This is a genomic window from Acidovorax sp. NB1, from assembly GCF_005405905.1.
Classification (GTDB): domain Bacteria; phylum Pseudomonadota; class Gammaproteobacteria; order Burkholderiales; family Burkholderiaceae_C; genus Acidovorax.
Map to the genome: position 1 here is coordinate 1 of NZ_BJHU01000032.1, position 19,392 is coordinate 19,392.

Consider the following 19,392-nt stretch of genomic DNA (forward strand, 5'->3'; position numbering starts at 1 on the left):
GCGCCGCCTGGCGGCATCGAATGCGCGCATTGGCGCTGCCATCTCGGAGTACTACCCCAAGCTGTCCCTCAGCGGCCTGGTGGGGAGCGCGACCTCTGTCTCCAGCGGCAACCTGTTCTCGGGCGGCGCCAGCCAGGCCACGGGCGTGCTCGGGCTGCGCTGGCGCCTTTTCGACTTTGCACGCATCAATGCGCAGATTGAACAAGCCAAGGGGCAAGAGGCTGAGATGCTGGCCGCCTACCGGCTGGCAGCCCTCAAGGCCACGGAGGATGTGGAAAACGCGCTCTCGGCCCTCGCCCGCCGACAAGAGCAGGTGGCGGTGTTGACGGGCGGCGTTGACTCGCTGGGCCGCGCACGCGCCGCATCGTTCTCGGCCTACCAAAAAGGCGTTGTCAGCTTGATCGAGGTCCTGCACGCGGATGAGACCTTGCTGCGCGCCACCGAGGCGCGCGTGCAGGCACAGACAGAATCCGCCCGCTCGGCCGTGGCCATCTTCAAGGCATTGGGGGGCGGGTGGGACTCGAACCTGCCTCCGGCATAGGCGCGCGTCCAAAGGCAAGGGCTGTGGGCGGCGCCATCTTGCGTGCACGTTCAGGACGGCTGCGGCGCCACCGCCAGCAACGTCCCGGCCGCCTGCCCCTCAATGCCCCACGTACCGCCCCGGCCGGTGGCTGATCCACAAGAACCCGCTCATCACCAGCACGGCCAGCACCGAATACGCCACGCGCTCCACCGGCACCACAAACAGTGCCAGCAGCACCACGGTGCCGTCGATCACCATCTGCACCTTGCCCGCGCGCATGCCGTAGCGGCCTTGCAGGTACAGCGACACCACGGTGGCGCCGCCCAGGCTGGAGCGGTGGCGCGCCAGGAACAGGCAGCCCGTGCCCAGCAGCAACCCACCCAGCAAGGACGCGAACAGCGGGTTGAGGTAGTCCACGCGCATCACATGCGGGAACAGCTCGGTCAGCAGCGACAGCAGCGCCACACACACAAAAGTCTTGAGGGTGAACTCGCGGCCCATGCGCGTCCAGGCGAACCAGTAGAACGGCAGGTTGACCACAAAGAACAGCTTGCCGAACGAGATGCCCGTGACGTAGTGCAACAAGAATGCCGCGCCCGCCGTGCCGCCCACCAGCAGCCCCGCCTGGTTGAACAGCATGAGCGCCATGGCCACGAACAAGGTGCCTGCAAACAGGGCCTGGGCGTCTTCAAAAGCGCCGTGGCGCAGGGTGGCCGCCTGCGCGGCGGCGTCCACGGCGGAGCCTGGGGTGGGTGTGTCGGGCATGGGCAATTCAACCATCGTCGGCTGGCACAGAGGGTCTGTGCGCTGAAAAAAGTGCATGGCAGCGGGTAGACCAGGGTCAGCAAGCAACATGCCAGGCCCACCATGTCTGCACCGGCGTGGGGGCCCGTGGCTCAGTCGAAGTTCAAGAACTTTCAGGATTTTCTGGGCTCTTGCGCCTGATGGTATTGCGTTTACAGCTATCAAATAAATAGCATTACTTCGATTCAAAGGGACAGCAAGGTGGCGGCGCGGCATGCAACCTGCTTGGCCCCTGTGCACAGGCTCCCTACACTGAAACCCGTCACCCCACCCCGAAAGCGCCCGCCACCATGTCGCTGAGCTTCACCTTCCACCCCCGGCTCATCGACGCGCTGCGCGGCTACGACAAAAGCCGTTGGCTGGCCGATGTGGGCGCGGGGGTCACGGTGGGCATCGTGGCGCTGCCGCTGGCCATGGCGTTTGCGATTGCCAGCGGACTCAAGCCCGAGGCGGGGCTGTGGACGGCGATCATCGCGGGCTTTCTGATCTCGGCGCTGGGCGGCACCAACGTGCAGATTGGCGGACCAGCGGGCGCGTTCATCGTGATCGTCTACGGCATCGTGGAGCGTTACGGCGTGGCCAACCTGCTGATCTCCACCGCCTGCGCGGGCGTGCTGCTGGTGATGCTGGGCCTGCTGCGGCTGGGCACGCTGGTGCGGTTTGTGCCTGTGAGCATCGTGATTGGCTTTACCAACGGCATTGCGGTGCTGATTGCGCTGTCGCAGGTGAAGGACTGGCTGGGCCTGTCGATCGAGCGCATGCCGGGCAATTCTTTCTCGCAGGTGGGCCTGCTTGCGCAGCACCTGGGTAGCTTCAACCCGTATGCCTTCGGGTTGGGGGCGGCCTGCCTCGTGGGCCTCTTCCTCTGGCCCAAGCTCACGATGAAGGAATCCCCCGTGATGCGGGTGCTGGAGCAGCACACCGTGCGCACCTTTGCGCGCGTGCCCGCGCCCGTGGTGGCCCTGGTCACGCTGAGCCTGCTGGCCTGGGCGTTGGAGATGCCGGTGGAGACCATCGGCTCGCGCTTTGGCGGCATTCCGCAGGCGCTGCCAGTGTTTGCGCTGCCCGACTTTTCATGGGAGACGGTGCGCCTGCTGGTCACGCCCACGCTCACCATTGCGCTGCTGGGTGCCATCGAGTCGCTGCTGTGCGCGCGTGTGGCCGACCAATTGGCCACCGACCCGCACCACAAGAAGCACGACCCCAACCAGGAGCTGGTGGCGCAGGGCCTGGCCAACATCGTGGTGCCGTTTTTTGGCGGCATGCCCGCCACGGGCACCATCGCGCGCACTGTGACCAACATCCGCTCGGGCGCCACCACACCGATTGCGGGCATGGTGCATGCGCTCACGCTGGCCGTGATCGTGCTGGTGGCCGCGCCGCTGGCGCTGCACATTCCGCTGGCGGTGCTGGCGGGCATCCTGCTGTTTGTGGCCTGGAACATGGGCGAGTGGCACGAGTTTGTGCGGCTCAAGCATTTCAGCAACCACTACCGGCTGCTAATGCTGGGCACGTTTTTCCTCACGGTGGTGTTTGACCTCACGGTGGCGGTGGAGGTGGGCCTGTTCATGGCCTGCGCGCTGTTTGTGCGGCGCATGAGCGCACTGTTCCGGGTGGAGCGGCAGCCAGAGCCCGAAGGTGCTGTGAACGCCGTGGACCCGGCAAACGCAGCCCACCCTGCCACCACCTGGCGCCTGCATGGCGCGCTGTTCTTTGGTGCTGCCGCCAAGCTGGACACCATCATCCAGGCGGTGGAGGTGGGCCCGCCAGGCGAGGACGTGGTACTGGACGCGAGCGAACTGGTGGCGCTGGACACCACAGGGCTCGATGCACTGGCCCAGGTGCTCAAGGCCGTGTCGGCGCGCGGCGGGCGCTTGCGCATCGAGCACCTGCATGAGCAGCCGCGCTCGCTGATCGAGCGCTCGGGCTTTGCTGCGCGGCTGGCGGCGCAGGACGATCTGCCCGTTTGAGCAACTGGGAAAGATGGCAGGGTGAGATGCCCTACTTGCCGCCCTTGAACTCCGGCGCGTCCGTGTCGGCCCCCGTCTGCGCGCGCAGCACTACATGGTCGGGCCCATGGACCACGGTGAACACCTTGGCCTGGTTGGGCGATTCCAGGTAGCGCCAGTCCACCCAGGTCTCCTTCTTCAGCTCGTAGGGCGTGGTCTTGGCGGGTTTGCCCAGCAGGCGGCGCACCTCGTCCATGCGCATGCCGGGCAACACGCGCGCAAAGGTGTCGGGCGTGAGCACCTGGCGCAACGCGGTCATGCGGCCATCGGGGCCGATGGTGATCATGTAATTGACCTGGCCTGCGGGCTGGCGGTTGTATTCAAAGGTGCGGGCGCCACCGGGTTCGTCCCATACGTTCTCGGGGGCGCCAAAGCGGTCGCGCACGTCGGCTTCGGTCGATACGCCTTCCTTAAGTTCGCTGATGCGTTGCGGGTCGCAGGCGGTGAGCGCCAGCAGGGAAAAGGCGACCGCCGCTAAGGTGGCGGCGCGATATATCAAGGGCATGGGGGCTCCCGGTAAAATCCACGGAAAACGAGGTTAACAGTCCATGTCCATTTTCCGCCGCCCCGATTACCAATCCGACGCCACCCAGTTCATCAACCAGCTCAAGTCCAGCCGCCCCGAGCTGGACCAGCAGCAGCAAGCGGGCCGCGCCCTGCTGTGGGACAAGCAAGTGGACCGCAAGATCTGGGGCGAGTACCGCGAAGGCCAGGTCGCCCAGAAGCCCTACGTCTACCAGACGAACGCAGAATAAGCATTAAATTGGCCTTCTGCGCGCGACCATCAAGCGCTGATAGCTCATATTTCAATAGCATCCATGACCACCGCGAACGCAGCCGACACGGCCGATTCGCCGGGTATGCCCGACGTGGTGGACCAGGTGGCGCTGGCGCGCCTGTACGGCGAGCCGCTGTTTGCGCTGCCCACCGACCTGTACATCCCGCCCGATGCGCTCGAAGTCTTCCTCGAAGCCTTTGAAGGCCCGCTGGACTTGTTGCTGTACCTGATCCGCAAGCAGAACTTCAACATCCTCGACATCCCCATGGTGGGGGTGACCAAGCAGTACCTGGCGTATGTGGACGAGATCCGCAGCCGCAACCTGGAGCTGGCGGCCGAGTACCTGCTGATGGCCGCCATGCTTATCGAGATCAAGTCGCGCATGCTGCTGCCACCCAAAAAGCAAGCCGAGGGCGAGGAGCCTGAAGACCCACGCGCCGAGCTGGTGCGCCGCCTGCTTGAGTACGAGCAAATGAAGATGGCCGCCGCGCGCCTGGGGCAGCTGCCGCAGTACGGCCGCGACTTCCTGAAAGCTCAGGTCTACATCGAACAAAGCCTGCAGCCGCGCTTTCCGGACGTGCACGTGGTGGAGCTGCAGGAGGCATGGCGCGACATTTTGAAGCGCGCCAAGCTCGTACAGCACCACAAGATCACGCGCGAAGAACTGAGCGTGCGCGAGTACATGAGCATGGTGCTCAAGACCCTGCAGGGCCGCCGCTTTGTGGAGTTTGAAGAACTCTTCGAGCCCGAAAAAGGCAGCACCGTGCTGGTGGTGACCTTCATCGCGCTGCTGGAACTGGCCAAAGAGACGCTGATCGAGATCACGCAGGCCGAAGCCTTCGCCCCCATTTACGTGCGCCTGGCCTATACACCTGCATGACACCCCCTGAGTCGCCTTCGGCGCCTTCCCCCTCTCCTTCGGGAGGGGGACGCCACCGGTGGCCTGGCAAAGCCAGCTCCACGGTGGCACTGGCCGGGAGCCGCGCCCACTTCAACGGCAACTGACACCTTCCATGGCATCCCACGACTTCGACGTTCTCATCGTAGGCAGCGGCCTCGCAGGCCTCTCGGCCGCCCTGCACCTGGCGCCCACCCACCGCGTGGCCGTGATCACCAAGCGCACGCTGCAAGACGGCTCCAGCGGCTGGGCCCAGGGCGGCATTGCCGCCGTGCTGGCCGACGACGACAGTTTTGCCGCGCACATCGAAGACACGCTGGTGGCCGGTGCAGGCCTGTGCGACCTGGCCACCACCCGCTTTGTGGTGGAGAACGCGCCCGAGTCCATCGCCTGGCTGCGCGGCCTGGGCGTGCCCTTCACGCTGGAAGGCGACCAGCTGCACCTGACCCGCGAGGGCGGCCACAGCGCGCGCCGCATTGCCCATGTGACGGATGCTACGGGCGCCGCCGTGCAGCGTACGCTGATCGACGTGGTGCGCAGCACACCCGGCATCACCCTGTTCGAACAACACACGCTGGTGGACCTGATCACCACGCGCAAACTCGGCCTGCCTGGCAACCGCTGCCTGGGGCTGTATGCGCTGGACAGCGACACCGACGAGGTGGTGACCTTCCGCGCGCCCCAGACCATCCTGGCCACGGGCGGCGCAGGCAAGGTGTACCTGTACACCACCAACCCCGACACCGCCACCGGCGACGGTATTGCCGCCGCCTGGCGTGCGGGCTGCCGCGTGGCGAACATGGAATTCATCCAGTTCCACCCCACGGGGCTGTACCACCCGCACGAAAAGTCCTTCCTCATCAGCGAGGCAGTGCGCGGCGAAGGTGGGCAACTCAAGCTGCCTCCTTCAGCCGGTGGCACACGCTTCATGCTCGACCACGACTCGCGCGCCGAACTGGCCCCCCGCGATGTGGTGGCCCGCGCCATCGACTTCGAGATGAAGAAACACGGCCTGGACTGCGTGCACCTCGACATCTCGCACCAGAGCCCCGCTTTTCTGCAGGAGCACTTCCCCAACATCCTCGCGCACTGCGCGTCGCTGGGCATCGACATCACGAAGGAACCCATCCCCGTGGTGCCCACCGCCCACTTCACCTGCGGCGGCGTGCTGACCGACCTGGCGGGCCGCACCGACCTGCCCGGCCTGTTTGCCGTGGGCGAGGTGGCCTGCACCGGCCTGCACGGCGCCAACCGGCTGGCCAGCAACTCGCTGCTCGAATGCATGGTGTTCGCCCGCGCCGCCGCCCAGGCGATTGCAGCCGCCCCGACCACCGAACTGCCCGCCGTGCCCGCCTGGGACGACAGCCGCGTGCAGGATGCGGACGAGTCCGTCGTCATCTCGCACAACTGGGACGAGCTGCGCCGCTTCATGTGGGACTACGTGGGCATCGTGCGCACCAACAAGCGCCTGGAGCGCGCCGCGCACCGCATTGCGATGCTGCAGGGCGAGATCCAGGAGTTCTACGCCCACTTCCACGTCACGCGCGATTTGCTGGAGCTGCGCAACCTGGTGCAGGTGGCCGACCTGATCGTGAAAAGCGCCCAGCTGCGCCGCGAAAGCCGGGGCCTGCATTTCAGCCGCGACTACCCCGAGGTGGCTGCGCCCGCCGCACCCACCATCCTTGTCCCTCCAGTACCCCGATGACCTACAGCGTCAAAGAAATTTTCTACACCCTGCAAGGCGAAGGCGGCCAGGCGGGCACGCCCGCCGTGTTCTGCCGCTTTGCAGGCTGCAACCTCTGGACCGGCCGCGAGCAAGACCGCGCACAGGCCATCTGCCAGTTCTGCGACACCGACTTTGTGGGCACTGACGGCACGCTGGGCGGCAAGTTCGAGACGGCTGCCGCGCTGGCCGAATTGATCGCCGCCCAATGGCCTGCAGGCGCGGGCCACCGGCTGGTGGTGCTGACGGGCGGCGAGCCCCTGCTGCAGGTGGATGCGGCGCTGATCGACGCGCTGCACGCCCAGCAGTTCCGCATTGCCGTCGAGAGCAACGGCACCGTGGCCGCACCCGAGGGCATCGACTGGCTGTGCATCAGCCCCAAGGCCGGCGCGCCGTGGGTGCAGCGCAGCGGGCAGGAGCTGAAACTGGTCTGGCCGCAACCCGGCTTTGACCTGGAGGCGCTGGAGCAGGACACGCAGTTCACCCACCGCTTTCTGCAGCCCATGGACGGCCTGCTGCAGCGCCAGAACACCGCCACCTGCATTGACGCCTGCCTGGCGCACCCTGCATGGCGATTGAGCCTGCAAACCCACAAGCTCACCGGCATCAGGTGAGAGAGGCCAACAAAACTCCCCTGGCGTCGTTGTCCCGCCTTGTCGTACTACTCGTACTGCCTGCGGCGGAACGCCTAGCCAGGGCCGCTTCGCTGAGCTTTGTTAGCCTCTCCAAGTCCTTCTAAATCACAGTATGTTGTTCACCATCTCCCAACGCTTCTTCTTCGACGCCGCCCACACCCTGCGCCGCGAGATCGAGGCCGAAGGCAGCCGCCGTGTGCACGGCCACACCTACCATGCCGAAGTGTTCCTGACCGGCCCGCGCGACCCTGCAACCGGCATGGTGCTGGACCTGGGCCTGCTGCGCCAAGGCCTGGCCGTGGTGCGCGAGCAGCTGGACCACCACATGCTCGACGAGGTGCCCGGCCTGGGCACGCCCACGCTGGAGAACCTCTGCCTGTTCATCGCCCAGGCACTGCCCGCCGACCTGCGCGCCAGCGTGAGCCGCGTGCGCGTGTGGCGCGAGGCACTGGGCGACAGCTGCGCGCTGGACTTCTCCCAGCCCTGACCGGCCACGGCCCTGCCACCGGCAGGCCCTTCCCCCATCCACAGACTTCATTGAAGGAAGCCGATGTTCCGCACCCTGCTCAAATCCAAGATCCACCGCGTGACCGTGACCCAGTGCGAGCTGCACTACGAAGGCTCCTGTGCCATCGACGAAGACCTGCTGGACGCCGCCAACATCGCCGAGAACGAGCAGATCCACATCTGGAACATCAACAACGGCGAGCGTTTTGTCACCTACGCCATCAAGGGCCAGCGCGGCAGCGGCATGATCTCGGTGAATGGCTCGGCCGCACGCCGCGCGTCCGCAGGCGATCTCATCATCATCGCGGCCTTCGCGCAGGTGCACGAAGACCAGGTGGCCACACACCAGCCGCAGCTGGTGTTTGTGGATGAGCACAACCGCCAGACCGAACTGCGCCACGCCGTGCCCACGCAGGCGCTGTAACCCGGTTGCTTTGCTGCCAAGCATACAACCCACCGTTCACGCTGAGCCTGTCGAAGCGCCGCGCAGGGCTTCGACAGGCTCAGCCCGAACGGTAGTGAATGATGGAACGCCACACCGTATGAGCACATCCCTGCATCCTCCGAACGACACCCTGGTGGCCCGCAGTCTGGCCAGCGTCTGGCACCCCTGCACGCAGATGAAGCGGCACGAGGCCCAGCCGCCCGTGGCCATCACCCGCGCCCAGGGCCCGTGGCTTTATGGCACCGACGGCCAGCGTTATCTGGACGGCATCAGCTCCTGGTGGGTCAACCTGTTCGGCCACAGCCACCCGCACATCCAGGCCGCGCTGGTGAACCAGCTCGGCCAGCTGGACCATGTGATGCTGGCGGGCTTTACCCATGCGCCCGTGGTGGAACTGTCCGAGCGCCTGGCCGCGCTCACCGGCCTGGGCCACGCGTTCTACGGCAGCGACGGCGCCGCCGCCACCGAGATCGCGCTCAAGATGAGCGCGCACTACTGGCGCAACACCGGCCGCCCTGCCAAGAGCCGGTTTGTGGGCCTGGCGGGCGGCTACCACGGCGAAACCGTGGGCGCACTGGCCGTGACCGACATCGCGATCTTCCGCGAGGCCTATGCCCCCCTGGTGCGCCTGGCCGACACCGTGCCCAGCCCCGACGCACGCAGCGCCGCCCCGGGCGAGACAGCACAGGACGTGGCCCGGCGCGCCGCTGCGGCGCTGGAAGCGTGGCTGCAGGAGCACCACAGCACCACCGCCGCCTTCATCGTTGAACCGCTGGTGCAGTGTGCCGCCGGCATGGCCATGCACGACCCTGAATACCTGCGCCTGGCGCGCGCGCTGTGCGACCGCTACGAGGTGCACCTGGTGATCGATGAGATAGCAGTGGGCTTTGGCCGCACGGGCACGATGTTCGCGCACCAGCAGGCGGGCATCCGGCCCGATTTCATTTGTCTGTCCAAGGGCCTCACGGGCGGCACGCTGCCCCTGTCGGCCGTGCTGACGACGGACGCGGTGTACGCCGCGTTCTACGACGACGACGTGGCGCGCGGCTTCCTGCATTCGCACTCGTACACTGGCAACCCGCTGGCCTGCCGCGCAGCGCTGGCCACGCTGGAATTGTTTGAGCAGCTGGATGCGCTGAACGCCAACCAGGCGCTGGCGCAGCGCATTGACGCGGCCTGCGCACCGCTGTCGCAGCACCCACGTGTCCGGCATACACGCCATCTTGGAATGATCTGGGCCTGGGATGTAGACACCACCCTGCCCGACTTTGCGCGCCGCTACCACCAGCACGCGATGGCGCGGGGACTGGTGCTGCGGCCGATCGGGAAAACGCTGTACGCCATGCCGCCCTATGCGCTCGACGACGAGGCGGTGCAATGCCTGGCCCACGGCGCGCTCGATGCGCTGAACGCCACCCTGCAGGAGGAAATTTGATGATGGGATGTTTTGTGACCGGCACCGATACAGGTGTCGGCAAGACGCTGGTGTCCGCGGGCCTGCTGCATGCACTGGCACGCCACCACCGCCGCGTGGTGGGCATGAAGCCCGTGGCAGCGGGCCTCGTGCCCTGGGGCGAGGACTGGGCCAGCGAGGACGCCATCGCCCTGCGCTCCGCCTCCACCCTGGCCGTGCCGCCCGCGCTGGACAACCCGGTGCTGCTGCCCGACCCGCTCTCGCCCCACATCGCGGCCGCGCGGGCGGGTGTAGAGATCGACATCGCCGCCATCGTCGCCAGCTACCAGGCGCTCGCCGCCCAGGCAGATGCCGTGGTGGTGGAAGGCGCGGGCGGATTCCTCGTGCCCCTGACCGACACGCTCACGGGCGCCGACCTGGCCCAGGCCCTGGCCCTGCCCGTGGTGCTGGTGGTGGGCCTGCGCCTGGGATGCCTGAACCACGCCTTGCTCACGGCCGAGGCCATCCGCGCACGCGGCCTCACGCTGGCGGGCTGGGTGGCCAACCGCATCGACCCCGAGATGGGTGCCGCCGACGAGAACATCGCCTACCTGCGCGCACGCCTCCATGCACCGCTGCTGGCCGAGGTGCCCTACCAGGACCTGCCCGAGCCCGGTAGCCTGGTCTTTGATTTGCCGAAGGACTGGCGATGACAAGCCCTACAGCACCCCAGCCCTCCTGGCTGGACGAGATCCCCGCGCGCCTGGCAGACATCGAACGCGCCCACCTGCTGCGCCGCCGCCGCGTGGTGGAGCCCGCGGGCGGCGCTCGCCTGCGGGTGGACGGCCAGCCCATGCTGGCCTTCTGCAGCAATGACTACCTGGGCCTGGCCAGCCACCCCGCGCTGGCCCACGCTGCGTGCGAGGCCACGGAGCGCTTTGGCGTGGGCTCGGGTGGCTCGCCCCTGGTCAGCGGCCACAGCGCCGCCAACGACGCGCTGGAGCACGACCTGGCCGCCTATGTGCAACTGCCCCGCGCGCTGTACTTCTATGCGGGCTATGCGACTAACACCGGCATCATCCCCGCGCTGGTGGGCGACGGCGATGCGCTGTTCTCTGACGCGCTCAACCACGCCTGCCTGATCGACGGCGCCCGCCTGTCGCGCGCCACCATCCACCGCTATCCGCATGCCGACCTGGCTGCGCTGGAGGCTCAACTCGCCGCCAGCCCCGCACGGCGCAAGCTGGTCATCAGCGATGCGGTGTTCAGCATGGACGGCGACCTGATCGACATCCCTGCCCTGCTGGCGCTGTGCGAGCACTACGACGCCCTGCTGCTGCTGGACGACGCCCATGGCTTTGGCGTGCTGGGGCCGCAGGGGCGCGGCAGCTTGGCCCACGCAGGGCTGACGGGGCCCAACGCCTCGCGCCGCGTGCTCTACATGGCCACGCTGGGCAAGGCTGCGGGTGTGGCCGGTGCGTTTGTGGCGGGGGATGCAGCGCTCATCGAATGGCTGCTGCAAAAAACCCGTACCTACATCTTTGCCACCGCCGCGCCGCCGCTGCTGGCGAGCGCGCTGCGTGCCAGCCTGCAGATCATGGAGGCAGCCGACGACCGGCGCGCACACCTGGACGGGCTCATCGCGCAGCTGCGCCAGGGCCTGGCCACATTGCCTGCGCCGCTGGGCTGGCACCTGCTGCCCTCGCACACGCCCGTGCAGGCCCTGGTGATCGGCAGCAACGAGGCCGCACTTGGGGTGATGGAAGGCCTGCGTACCCGGGGCCTGTGGGTGCCTGCCATCCGCCCACCCACGGTGCCTGCGGGCACCGCGCGGCTGCGGATTGCCCTGTCGGCTGCGCACACCACGGGTGATGTGGCGCAGTTGTTGGCCGCGCTGCACGAACTGGCAACGCAGTGGATGAGCCGCAGTACCATGCACGGCTACATCGACCTGCCCACGTCGGCACTACCCCATCCCTCCAGCGAGACGACTCCATGCCCCACCTGACCATCGAATACTCCGCGAACCTGCCCCACTACCCCGAGGCCGAAACGCTGACGGCCCTCAACGCCACACTCTGCGCCCACCCCCAGGTGCAGGACGAAGCGGACCTGAAGACGCGCTTCATCGTGGCCGACAGCTTCGAGATTGGCACCGCCCCCGCAAACCGCGCCTTTGTGCACGCGCAGCTGCGCCTGCTCGCTGGCCGCACGCCCGAAGCCAAGACGGAGCTGGCGGGCCGCATTGCCGCCGTGCTGCGCGAGCGCACGCCCCGGCCGCAGGGCGTGATGGTGCAGCTGAGCGTGGAGATCGTGGACATGGACCGGCCGAGCTATGTGAAAGAGCGGCTCTGAAAATTGGATAGCTGCCAGCGCTTGGCCCACGGGCGCTGGGGGCCAATTCTCTTCAAATCTCCTGTTAATCCAGCTCGGCGGCCAGCCAACCGCGCAGGCTGTTGATGAAGGCCCAGCCCTGCACCCGGGGCACATCGGCCACGCGCAGCACCGCTTCCACCACCCGCCCCTCGCGCAGCGCCACGGCACGGCCCACACCGGGCAGCAGGCCGCTGGACAGGGGTGGCGTTACCCAGCGCCCGTCGATGAGCGCAGCGATGTTGCCAAAGGTGCCCTCGGTGATCTCGCCCGCCGTGTTCCACAACACGGTGTCAAACACACCGGGCGTGGTGGGTGCGAACGCCGCATAGTGCGCGCGGCGGGTGGTCTTGTAGCGCACAAACTCGCTGTGGGCCTCGGCCAGCGGGCGCGGGGCCAGTTGCAGGCGCACGGGCTCGGCCGTGGGCTGCAGGGCAAAGGCCTCGGCCCGGGGCGTGCCCGTGGCGTCCAGCAGCAGGCGCACGCGCCATGCGCCTTCGGCATGGCCTGCCGCCAGTGCCTGCAGGCATTGCGATACTGCCGCCGCATCCCAAGGCACACCGAAGTGCGCTGTCGCCGACTGCAGGCGTGCCAGGTGCTCATCCAGGTGCTGGAAGGTCCCGGTCTTCAACGCCAGGGTTTCGAGCAGGTCAAAGGGCTGGCTCGCGCGCTCCACAAACGCGCGCTTGTGCTGCCACTCTTGCCACTCGGCATCGGCCAGCGCGCCCGAGGTGATGCCGCTGCCAATGCCGCAGGTGGCGCGGGTCTGCGCACCTTCAGCGCGCAGCACCACGGTGCGGATGGGCACGTTGAAGGTCGCGGCCACCGCATGCTGGCCCTGCGCACCGAGCGGCCCGGCCGGGCGCACCACGCCCACGGCGCCGCAATAAACGCCACGCGGCGCACCCTCCAGCGCATGGATCATCTGCATGGCACGCACCTTGGGCGCACCGGTGACCGAGCCGCAGGGGAACAGCGCGGCAAACACCTCCGTCAGCGTGGTGCCGGGCCGTGTGCGTGCGGTCACATCCGAGGTCATCTGCCACACCGTGGGCAGGGCCTGCGTGGCAAACAGCACGGGCACCCGCACGCTGTGGGGCAGCGCAATGCGCGACACATCGTTGCGCAGCAGGTCCACGATCATCACGTTCTCGGCGCGTTCCTTGGGCGCCGTGCGCAGGTGCGCGGCCTGCAACGCATCGTCTTCGGGCGTGGCGCCGCGCGGGGCCGTGCCCTTCATGGGCCGGGTCAGGAGGCGGCCGCCCTCCGGCGCGTCTTGCCAGTCGAAGAACAGCTCGGGCGAGACCGACAGCACCTGCTCCCCCCCGGTATCGATGTGCGCCGCATACCCGCCGGGCTGGGCGCGCTGCAGCGCGGCAAACAGGGCCTGTGGCGAGCCCTGCAGCGTGCCGCGCAGCGGCGCCGTGTGGTTGACCTGGTACAGCTCGCCCGCCGCAATCGCCTGCTGGATCTGCGCCAGAGCGGCATCGAACGTGGCGCGGTCGGGACTGTCGGTCCAAGTCACCTGTGCGGGCGGCTCGGCATCCGGCGCGGACCAGGGCAGCGGCGCGTCGTACACCGCAAACCAGGCCAGCGGGCCGTCGGACGCGTGAGTCAACAGCGCGGCATCGAAGGCTGCGGCCGCCTCGTAGCGCACAAAGCCCACGCACCAGCGGCCCTGCTCTGCAGCGGCATGCACCGCGTCGAGCACGCCACGCACCTCGTGCAGCGCATGGGCGGCCAGCACCTCGCGGGGCGTGCCAAAGGCGTAGCGCAGGCGCGGGGCGCCGGGGGCCAGCGGCTGGGTGAAGTCAATGCGAGAAATCACAAACAAAAAAGGCCACTGGCGCCTGACCAGTGGACATAGTTAGCTATTAATAGCAGAGCAAATGACTGTACAGATGCTTCTGCGACGACCTCAGGCGGCCCCCAGGTGCGGCACCAGGGTGGCCGTGGGCTGTCCATTCTTGAGCGCCGCCGTGAAGGCCAGCATGCGGTCAATCGGCTGGCGCGCACGCGGGATCAGCACGGGGTCCACATGCACGGCGTTGACACCGGTCTCCAGCACGCGAGCCACATCGGCCAGGCCGTTCATCGCCATCCAGGGGCAGTGCGCGCAGCTCTTGCAGGTGGCGCTGTTGCCAGCGGTGGGGGCTTCGTAAAACGTCTTGCCGGGGTTGAGCGTGCGCAGCTTGTGCATCATGCCGTTGTCGGTGGCCACGATGAATTCGGTGGCATCCATCTCGCGCGCGGCCTTGAGGATGGCGCTGGTGGAGCCCACGGCGTCAGCCAGGGCCACCACGTCGGCGGGGCTTTCGGGGTGGACCAGCACCTTGGCATGCGGGTGCTGCTTTTTCAGCAGCTCCAGCTCCAGCGCCTTGAACTCGTCGTGCACGATGCAGGCGCCGTTCCAGAACACCATGTCAGCCCCGGTCTCGCGCTGGATGTAGGCGCCCAGGTGGCGGTCGGGCGCCCACAAAATCTTCTGGCCCGCAGCCTTCAGGGCGCTCACGATCTCCAGCGCGCAGCTTGATGTGACGAGCCAGTCGGCCCGCGCCTTCACAGCCGCGCTGGTGTTGGCGTAGACCACCACGGTGCGGTCGGGGTGCTGGTCACAGAACGCGCTGAACTCGTCGATGGGACAGCCCAGGTCCAACGAGCAGGTGGCGTCCAGGTCTGGCATGAGCACGGTCTTTTCCGGGCTCAAAATCTTGGCCGTTTCGCCCATGAAGCGCACGCCGCTCACCACCAGGGTCTGCGCCGCATGGTCGCGGCCAAAGCGCGCCATTTCCAGCGAGTCGCTCACCAAGCCGCCGGTTTCCTCGGCCAGGTCCTGCAGGTCCGGGTGCACGTAGTAGTGCGACACCATGACCGCGTTCTTTTCCTTGAGCAGGCGACGGATCTTGTCTTTGAGCGCGGCGCGCTCGGCCTGGGTGGGCTCGGGCGGCACGCGCGCCCAGGCGTGTTTGGTGGAGCAGACGGCGCCCGATGTCGCCTCGTCGGGCTGCTCGTATTCGACGTCGATGCGGTTCAGGGTTGCGGTGCTCATGCCAACTCCTGCAGGCGCATGGAAAAGTCGGTGGCCTTCACGTCCTTGGTCAGCGTGCCGATGGAGATGCGGTCCACGCCGGTCTCGGCCAGTTCGCGCAAACCTTCGAGCGTGACCCCGCCCGATATTTCCAGAATGGCGCGGCCTGCATTGATGCGCACGGCCTCGCGCAACATGGGCAGCGGCATGTTGTCCAGCAGCACCATCTTGGCGCCTGCGTTCAGCGCCTCGGTCAGCTGCTCCAGGGTTTCGACTTCGATTTCGATGAAGGTCGCCTGCGCGGCCACGGCCTGTGCGGCGCGCAGCACCGCCGTCACGCCACCGGCGGCAGCAATGTGGTTCTCTTTGATGAGCACCGCATCGTGCAGGCCAATGCGGTGGTTGGTGCCGCCGCCCACGCGCACGGCGTACTTTTGCGCCAGGCGCAGGCCGGGGAGGGTCTTGCGCGTGTCCACGATCTGCGCGCGCGTGCCCGCCACCACATCCACATAGGTGCGGGTCTTGGTGGCCACGGCCGAGAGCAGCTGCAGAAAGTTGAGCGCGGTGCGCTCGGCGCTGAGCAGTGCGCGGGCCTGGCCCTCAATCTCCAGCACCACCTGGTCGGGGGCGCAGCGCTGGCCTTCGGCCACATGCCAGGTGATCTGCACCGTGGGGTCGAGTGCGCGCAAGGCCGCTTCAGCCCAGGGGGCGCCGCAGATCACAGCGGTTTCGCGCGCCAGGATGCGCGCGCGGGCGCGGCGGGCGGGGTCGATCAGGCCGGCGGTAAGGTCGCCAGTGCCCACGTCTTCGGCCAGGGCGTGGGCCACATCGGCCTGGGCCAGGGCCATCACTTCGGTATCGCTCATGGGAGTGTTTGCGGGGGGTAACGCTGCTGTCATGGGCCGCGAGCATACCGGGAACGCAAAGGCCACAGCGATGGCGCAGGCCACTTCCACACAGGCTGGAAACCAATAAGTACACCCATTATTGGTCGCATAGACTCGCGGCAATTTTTTCTGCGAACCACCTCTCGGCAAAAGTCTCACCGACTGCACACGCCGCTCAACGAGCATCGTTTACACAATGCAGTGGCGGCAAACACGGATTGTTGAAACATGAACGAAAGTACTCGGATGTTCACGGACCTAAGAGGGCCGCGTTTTCTTCTGAGAAAGATGAACGACCACGACATCCATGCGGTATTCGCAGGTCTTTCCAACCCCCAGGTGATTTCGCACTACGGCATTTCATACGCATCTTTGGATGCAACACGAGTTCAAATGGACTGGTATGCAACGATTGAAAGAGAAGGCAGTGGAATTTGGTGGGCAATTTGCGATCCCGAATCACCATCAACATTGATGGGCGCATGCGGATTCAATGGGAAGAACCCCGAACATAAAACGATCGAAGTGGGCTACTGGCTACTGCCCGAGCACTGGAAAAAGGGCGTTATGAGCGAGTGTTTGCCAATGGCCCTCAAGTATGCGTTCGAAGCATTGGCTGTGCACAGAGTCGAAGCCGTTGTGGAACCCGCGAATGTAGCCAGCGCAAGAGTCTTGGAAGCCACGGGATTTCGCTGCGAAGGTATCAAGCGTGAATGCGAATGGAAAGACGGCCAGCCACAGAGTCTTCTCATCTACTCGCGTCTGGCGACCGACATTTAGCAAATGACCACGACAAGCCCCCACTCCACCACGCCTTACGGCACCTTGCCCCCGGCAGCCCCCCTGCCCCAGCGCCGCCCCGTGAGCCTGCCCCGACTGGCGCAGATGCGCGCAGCGGGCGAAAAAATCACCATGCTCACCGCCTACGACGCCACCTTTGCCGCCGTGGCCGATGCGGCGGGGGTGGAATGCATTCTGGTGGGTGATTCGCTGGGCATGGTGTGCCAGGGCCTGCCCAGCACGGTGGGTGTGCTGCTCGACACCATGGCGTACCACACGGCCAGCGTGGCGCGCGGCCTGCACCGCGTGCAGGGCACGGCCTGGCTGGTGGCTGACCTGCCTTACGGCACCTATGCCGAAAGCCGCGAACAGGCGCTGCGCAGCGCCTGTGTGCTGATGCAGGCGGGGGCACACATGGTCAAGCTCGAAGGTGGGGGCTGGACGGCGCCCACGGTGGAATTTCTGGTGCAGCGTGGCGTGCCGGTGTGCGCCCACCTGGGCCTCACACCGCAGACGGTGCACGCGCTGGGCGGCTACCGCGTGCAGGGCAAGACCGACGATGCCGCCCGCACGCTGCGCAAAGAGGCGCATGAGTTGCAGGACGCAGGCGCCGCCATGCTGGTGCTGGAGATGGTGCCCGCCACGCTGGCTGCCGACCTCACGGCAGAGCTGCCGCACTGCCACACCATCGGCATCGGCGCGGGCAACGGCACGGCCGGGCAGGTGCTGGTGTTGCACGACATGCTGGGCATGAACCTCGGGAAGATGCCGAAGTTCGTGCACAACTTCATGCAGGACGCAGGCAGCGTGCGCGGCGCCATGGAGGCGTATGTGCAGGCCGTGAAGCGGGGCAGTTTTCCCGACAACGCCCAGCACGCCTGGTAAGAGCCGCTCAAGGCCTTCAACGAATTTCTATCTTTGACCCTTCCCACCCCATGCTGATTGCCCGCTCCATTGCCGACCTGCGCCAGGCCCTGGCCCCCTACCGCCGCCCGGCTTTTGTACCTACCATGGGCAACCTGCACGATGGGCACATTGCCCTGGTGCGCCAGGCCAAGCCCCTGGGCGATGTGACCGTGGCCAGCATCTTTGTGAACCGGCTGCAGTTTTTGCCGCACGAGGACTTTGACAGCTACCCCCGCACCTGGGAGGCCGACTGCGCCCAGCTGCAGGCCGCTGGATGCGATGTGCTGTTTGCCCCGCGCGAGACCGACCTCTACCCCGAGCCCCAGACCTTCAAGGTGCACCCCGACCCACAACTTGCCGACATGCTCGAAGGCCACTTCCGCCCCGGCTTTTTTGTGGGCGTGAGCACGGTGGTGATGAAGCTGTTTGCCTGCGTGCTGGGCGCCACCGGTGGCACAGCGGTGTTTGGCAAGAAGGACTACCAGCAGCTCATGGTGATCCGCCACATGGTGCGGCAGTTTGCGCTGCCCATCGAGATCGTGGCGGGCGAAACCTGCCGCGCGGCCGATGGGCTGGCGCTGAGTTCGCGCAATGGCTACCTGGGCCTGGAAGAACGCCAGGAGGCCGTGGCACTGTCGCAGGCCCTGAAGCGGCTAGCGCAGCAGTGGCTGTACGCCAGCGACCGCAGCGCGCTGGAGGCCCAGGCGCAAGACGCGCTGCGCGCCCGGGGCTGGGCGCCCGACTACCTCACCGTGCGCCGCCGGGCCGACCTGCTGCCCGCCACGGCCGACGATGCGGCGGGAACTCTGGTGGCGCTGGGTGCTGCGCGGCTGGGCAGCACGCGGCTGATTGACAACCTGGAGTTCTGATTAGCTATTAATTCAATAGCTATCAGTGCTTACCCATCGCGCGGTAGCGGCCAAAAAAGCCTCAAACCCCAGATCAAATCCATCCATTGCGGGCCAGCCACTGCACCAGCAAGCCGGTCACCACTTCGGGCTGCTCCATGGTCAGCATGTGGCCGCTGTCGGGCAGCAGATGGTGTTCCGCGCCGGGGACCAGCGCAGCGATCTCTGCAGAACATTCGGGCGGCGTGAGCTGGTCGGCTGCGCCACACACCACCAGCACGGGGCAGGCCAGCTGGGGCAGGTGCAACCGCGCATCGGGCCTGTGGATCACGGCGCGGTTCTGGCGCACCAGGTGGTCGGGGCCCGCGTCCAGTACAAAGTCCAGGTAGGCCTGCACCAGCTCCGCGTTGGCGGCGTTCACGGGGTGGAAGGCCAGGGCCACGTTGGGCTCGATGACCTCGCGCACCCTGCCCTGTTCAAACAGTTCGATGGCGCCTTCGCGCAGGGCGCGCATGTCGGGTGTCTCGGGCCGTGCGGTCGTGCCAAGCAAGGCCAGCCCTGCAACCCGCTGCGGCGCCTGGCGCGCGGCCTCCATGGCGACCATGCCGCCCATCGACGCGCCGGCCAGCACCAACGGCCCCGCATGCTGCGCCAGCAGCCGGGCGGCAAAGTCCTCGATGCGGTGCAGGTTCACGTCCTGGTGGGCGGTGGCGACCTGGGGGCGCAGCGCGGCGGGCAGCCGCGGCAGCACGCCGTGCCACATGCGTTCATCGGCGGCCAGGCCGGGCAAGAGCAAAAGCTGGGGTGGAAGGGTCATGGGCAAAAAAAGGGGTTGTCACCAAGATGGTGCGTGCT

The 19,392-nt window shown here is 67.0% G+C and carries 21 protein-coding genes; 15 read left to right on the forward strand and 6 right to left on the reverse strand.

Going from position 1 to position 19,392, the window contains the following annotated elements:
• Positions 1-541, forward strand: a 541-nt coding sequence (locus tag AvAM_RS16775) for a TolC family protein (RefSeq protein WP_137748124.1), incomplete at its 5' end; no start/stop codon positions are given.
• A 99-nt stretch (positions 542-640) separates the two neighbouring features.
• On the opposite strand, the gene AvAM_RS16780 is transcribed toward AvAM_RS16775, so the two are convergent.
• Positions 641-1,288: a YitT family protein gene (locus tag AvAM_RS16780; protein WP_137748125.1), complete on the reverse strand. Its 648-nt coding sequence runs from the start codon at positions 1,286-1,288 to the stop codon at positions 641-643.
• A gap of 329 nt (positions 1,289-1,617) precedes the next feature.
• Between AvAM_RS16780 and AvAM_RS16785 the strand changes: the two genes are divergently transcribed.
• On the forward strand, positions 1,618-3,297 hold the full coding sequence (locus AvAM_RS16785) for a SulP family inorganic anion transporter (protein WP_137748126.1): 1,680 nt from the start codon (positions 1,618-1,620) through the stop codon (positions 3,295-3,297).
• Positions 3,298-3,328: 31 nt separating this feature from the next.
• Here AvAM_RS16785 and AvAM_RS16790 read toward each other — a convergent pair whose 3' ends face one another.
• Entirely contained in the window at positions 3,329-3,841 is a 513-nt protein-coding gene (locus AvAM_RS16790) for an outer membrane protein assembly factor BamE (RefSeq protein ID WP_137748127.1), read from the reverse strand.
• Positions 3,842-3,884: 43 nt separating this feature from the next.
• On the opposite strand from AvAM_RS16790, the gene AvAM_RS16795 reads away from it, so the two are divergent.
• From AvAM_RS16795 to AvAM_RS16840, 10 genes are all read left to right on the forward strand, one after another.
• Complete coding sequence (locus AvAM_RS16795; RefSeq protein ID WP_137748128.1) at positions 3,885-4,091, forward strand: DUF3460 family protein; 207 nt, start codon at positions 3,885-3,887, stop codon at positions 4,089-4,091.
• A 63-nt stretch (positions 4,092-4,154) separates the two neighbouring features.
• Positions 4,155-4,994 (forward strand): ScpA family protein, encoded by an 840-nt coding sequence (locus AvAM_RS16800; RefSeq protein WP_137748129.1) that lies wholly within the window; start codon positions 4,155-4,157, stop codon positions 4,992-4,994.
• 133 nt (positions 4,995-5,127) lie between these two features.
• Positions 5,128-6,717, forward strand: a complete 1,590-nt coding sequence (gene nadB / locus AvAM_RS16805) for an L-aspartate oxidase (RefSeq protein ID WP_137748130.1) — start codon at positions 5,128-5,130, stop codon at positions 6,715-6,717.
• Positions 6,714-7,349 carry a 7-carboxy-7-deazaguanine synthase gene (gene queE, locus AvAM_RS16810; protein ID WP_137748131.1) on the forward strand — a complete coding sequence of 212 codons (636 nt, stop codon included), beginning with the start codon at positions 6,714-6,716 and terminating at the stop codon, positions 7,347-7,349. The genes nadB and queE overlap by 4 nt, the downstream gene beginning before the upstream one ends.
• Before the next feature lie 133 nt (positions 7,350-7,482).
• Complete coding sequence (locus AvAM_RS16815) at positions 7,483-7,857, forward strand: 6-carboxytetrahydropterin synthase (protein WP_056636973.1); 375 nt, start codon at positions 7,483-7,485, stop codon at positions 7,855-7,857.
• 63 nt (positions 7,858-7,920) lie between these two features.
• On the forward strand, positions 7,921-8,301 hold the full coding sequence (gene panD, locus AvAM_RS16820; RefSeq protein WP_137748132.1) for an aspartate 1-decarboxylase: 381 nt from the start codon (positions 7,921-7,923) through the stop codon (positions 8,299-8,301).
• 118 nt (positions 8,302-8,419) lie between these two features.
• Positions 8,420-9,757 carry an adenosylmethionine--8-amino-7-oxononanoate transaminase gene (gene bioA, locus AvAM_RS16825; RefSeq protein WP_137748133.1) on the forward strand — a complete coding sequence of 446 codons (1,338 nt, stop codon included), beginning with the start codon at positions 8,420-8,422 and terminating at the stop codon, positions 9,755-9,757.
• Positions 9,757-10,428, forward strand: a complete 672-nt coding sequence (gene bioD / locus AvAM_RS16830) for a dethiobiotin synthase (RefSeq protein ID WP_137748134.1) — start codon at positions 9,757-9,759, stop codon at positions 10,426-10,428. Before bioA ends, bioD begins: the two co-directional genes overlap by 1 nt.
• On the forward strand, positions 10,425-11,723 hold the full coding sequence (bioF, locus tag AvAM_RS16835) for an 8-amino-7-oxononanoate synthase (protein ID WP_249368189.1): 1,299 nt from the start codon (positions 10,425-10,427) through the stop codon (positions 11,721-11,723). The genes bioD and bioF overlap by 4 nt, the downstream gene beginning before the upstream one ends.
• Positions 11,711-12,070, forward strand: coding sequence for a 5-carboxymethyl-2-hydroxymuconate Delta-isomerase (locus tag AvAM_RS16840; RefSeq protein ID WP_063458819.1), 360 nt, complete (start codon positions 11,711-11,713; stop codon positions 12,068-12,070). The genes bioF and AvAM_RS16840 overlap by 13 nt, the downstream gene beginning before the upstream one ends.
• A gap of 64 nt (positions 12,071-12,134) precedes the next feature.
• Here the strand turns inward: AvAM_RS16840 and AvAM_RS16845 are convergent, their stop codons facing one another.
• The 3 genes from AvAM_RS16845 to nadC all read right to left on the reverse strand — a co-directional run bounded on the left by AvAM_RS16845 (position 12,135) and on the right by nadC (position 15,982).
• Positions 12,135-13,916, reverse strand: a complete 1,782-nt coding sequence (locus AvAM_RS16845; RefSeq protein WP_375708161.1) for a chorismate-binding protein — start codon at positions 13,914-13,916, stop codon at positions 12,135-12,137.
• Between the two features lie 90 nt (positions 13,917-14,006).
• The gene (nadA, locus tag AvAM_RS16850) at positions 14,007-15,137 is read right to left on the reverse strand and encodes a quinolinate synthase NadA (protein ID WP_137748136.1); all 1,131 of its coding nucleotides are present in this window, start codon (positions 15,135-15,137) and stop codon (positions 14,007-14,009) included.
• Positions 15,134-15,982 (reverse strand): carboxylating nicotinate-nucleotide diphosphorylase, encoded by an 849-nt coding sequence (gene nadC, locus AvAM_RS16855; protein WP_171012285.1) that lies wholly within the window; start codon positions 15,980-15,982, stop codon positions 15,134-15,136. The genes nadA and nadC overlap by 4 nt, the downstream gene beginning before the upstream one ends.
• A 267-nt stretch (positions 15,983-16,249) precedes the next feature.
• On the opposite strand from nadC, the gene AvAM_RS16860 reads away from it, so the two are divergent.
• From AvAM_RS16860 to panC, 3 genes are read left to right on the forward strand one after another with little or no spacing between them, the layout of a single operon-like run.
• A complete protein-coding gene (locus tag AvAM_RS16860; RefSeq protein ID WP_137748197.1) occupies positions 16,250-16,783 on the forward strand; it encodes a GNAT family N-acetyltransferase in 534 nt (177 codons plus the stop codon).
• Between the two features lie 3 nt (positions 16,784-16,786).
• On the forward strand, positions 16,787-17,668 hold the full coding sequence (panB, locus tag AvAM_RS16865) for a 3-methyl-2-oxobutanoate hydroxymethyltransferase (protein WP_137748138.1): 882 nt from the start codon (positions 16,787-16,789) through the stop codon (positions 17,666-17,668).
• 50 nt (positions 17,669-17,718) lie between these two features.
• Positions 17,719-18,558, forward strand: a complete 840-nt coding sequence (gene panC, locus AvAM_RS16870) for a pantoate--beta-alanine ligase (RefSeq protein ID WP_137748139.1) — start codon at positions 17,719-17,721, stop codon at positions 18,556-18,558.
• 73 nt (positions 18,559-18,631) lie between these two features.
• On the opposite strand, the gene AvAM_RS16875 is transcribed toward panC, so the two are convergent.
• Positions 18,632-19,354, reverse strand: a complete 723-nt coding sequence (locus tag AvAM_RS16875) for an alpha/beta fold hydrolase (RefSeq protein WP_137748140.1) — start codon at positions 19,352-19,354, stop codon at positions 18,632-18,634.
• Positions 19,355-19,392: the final 38 nt, after the last annotated feature.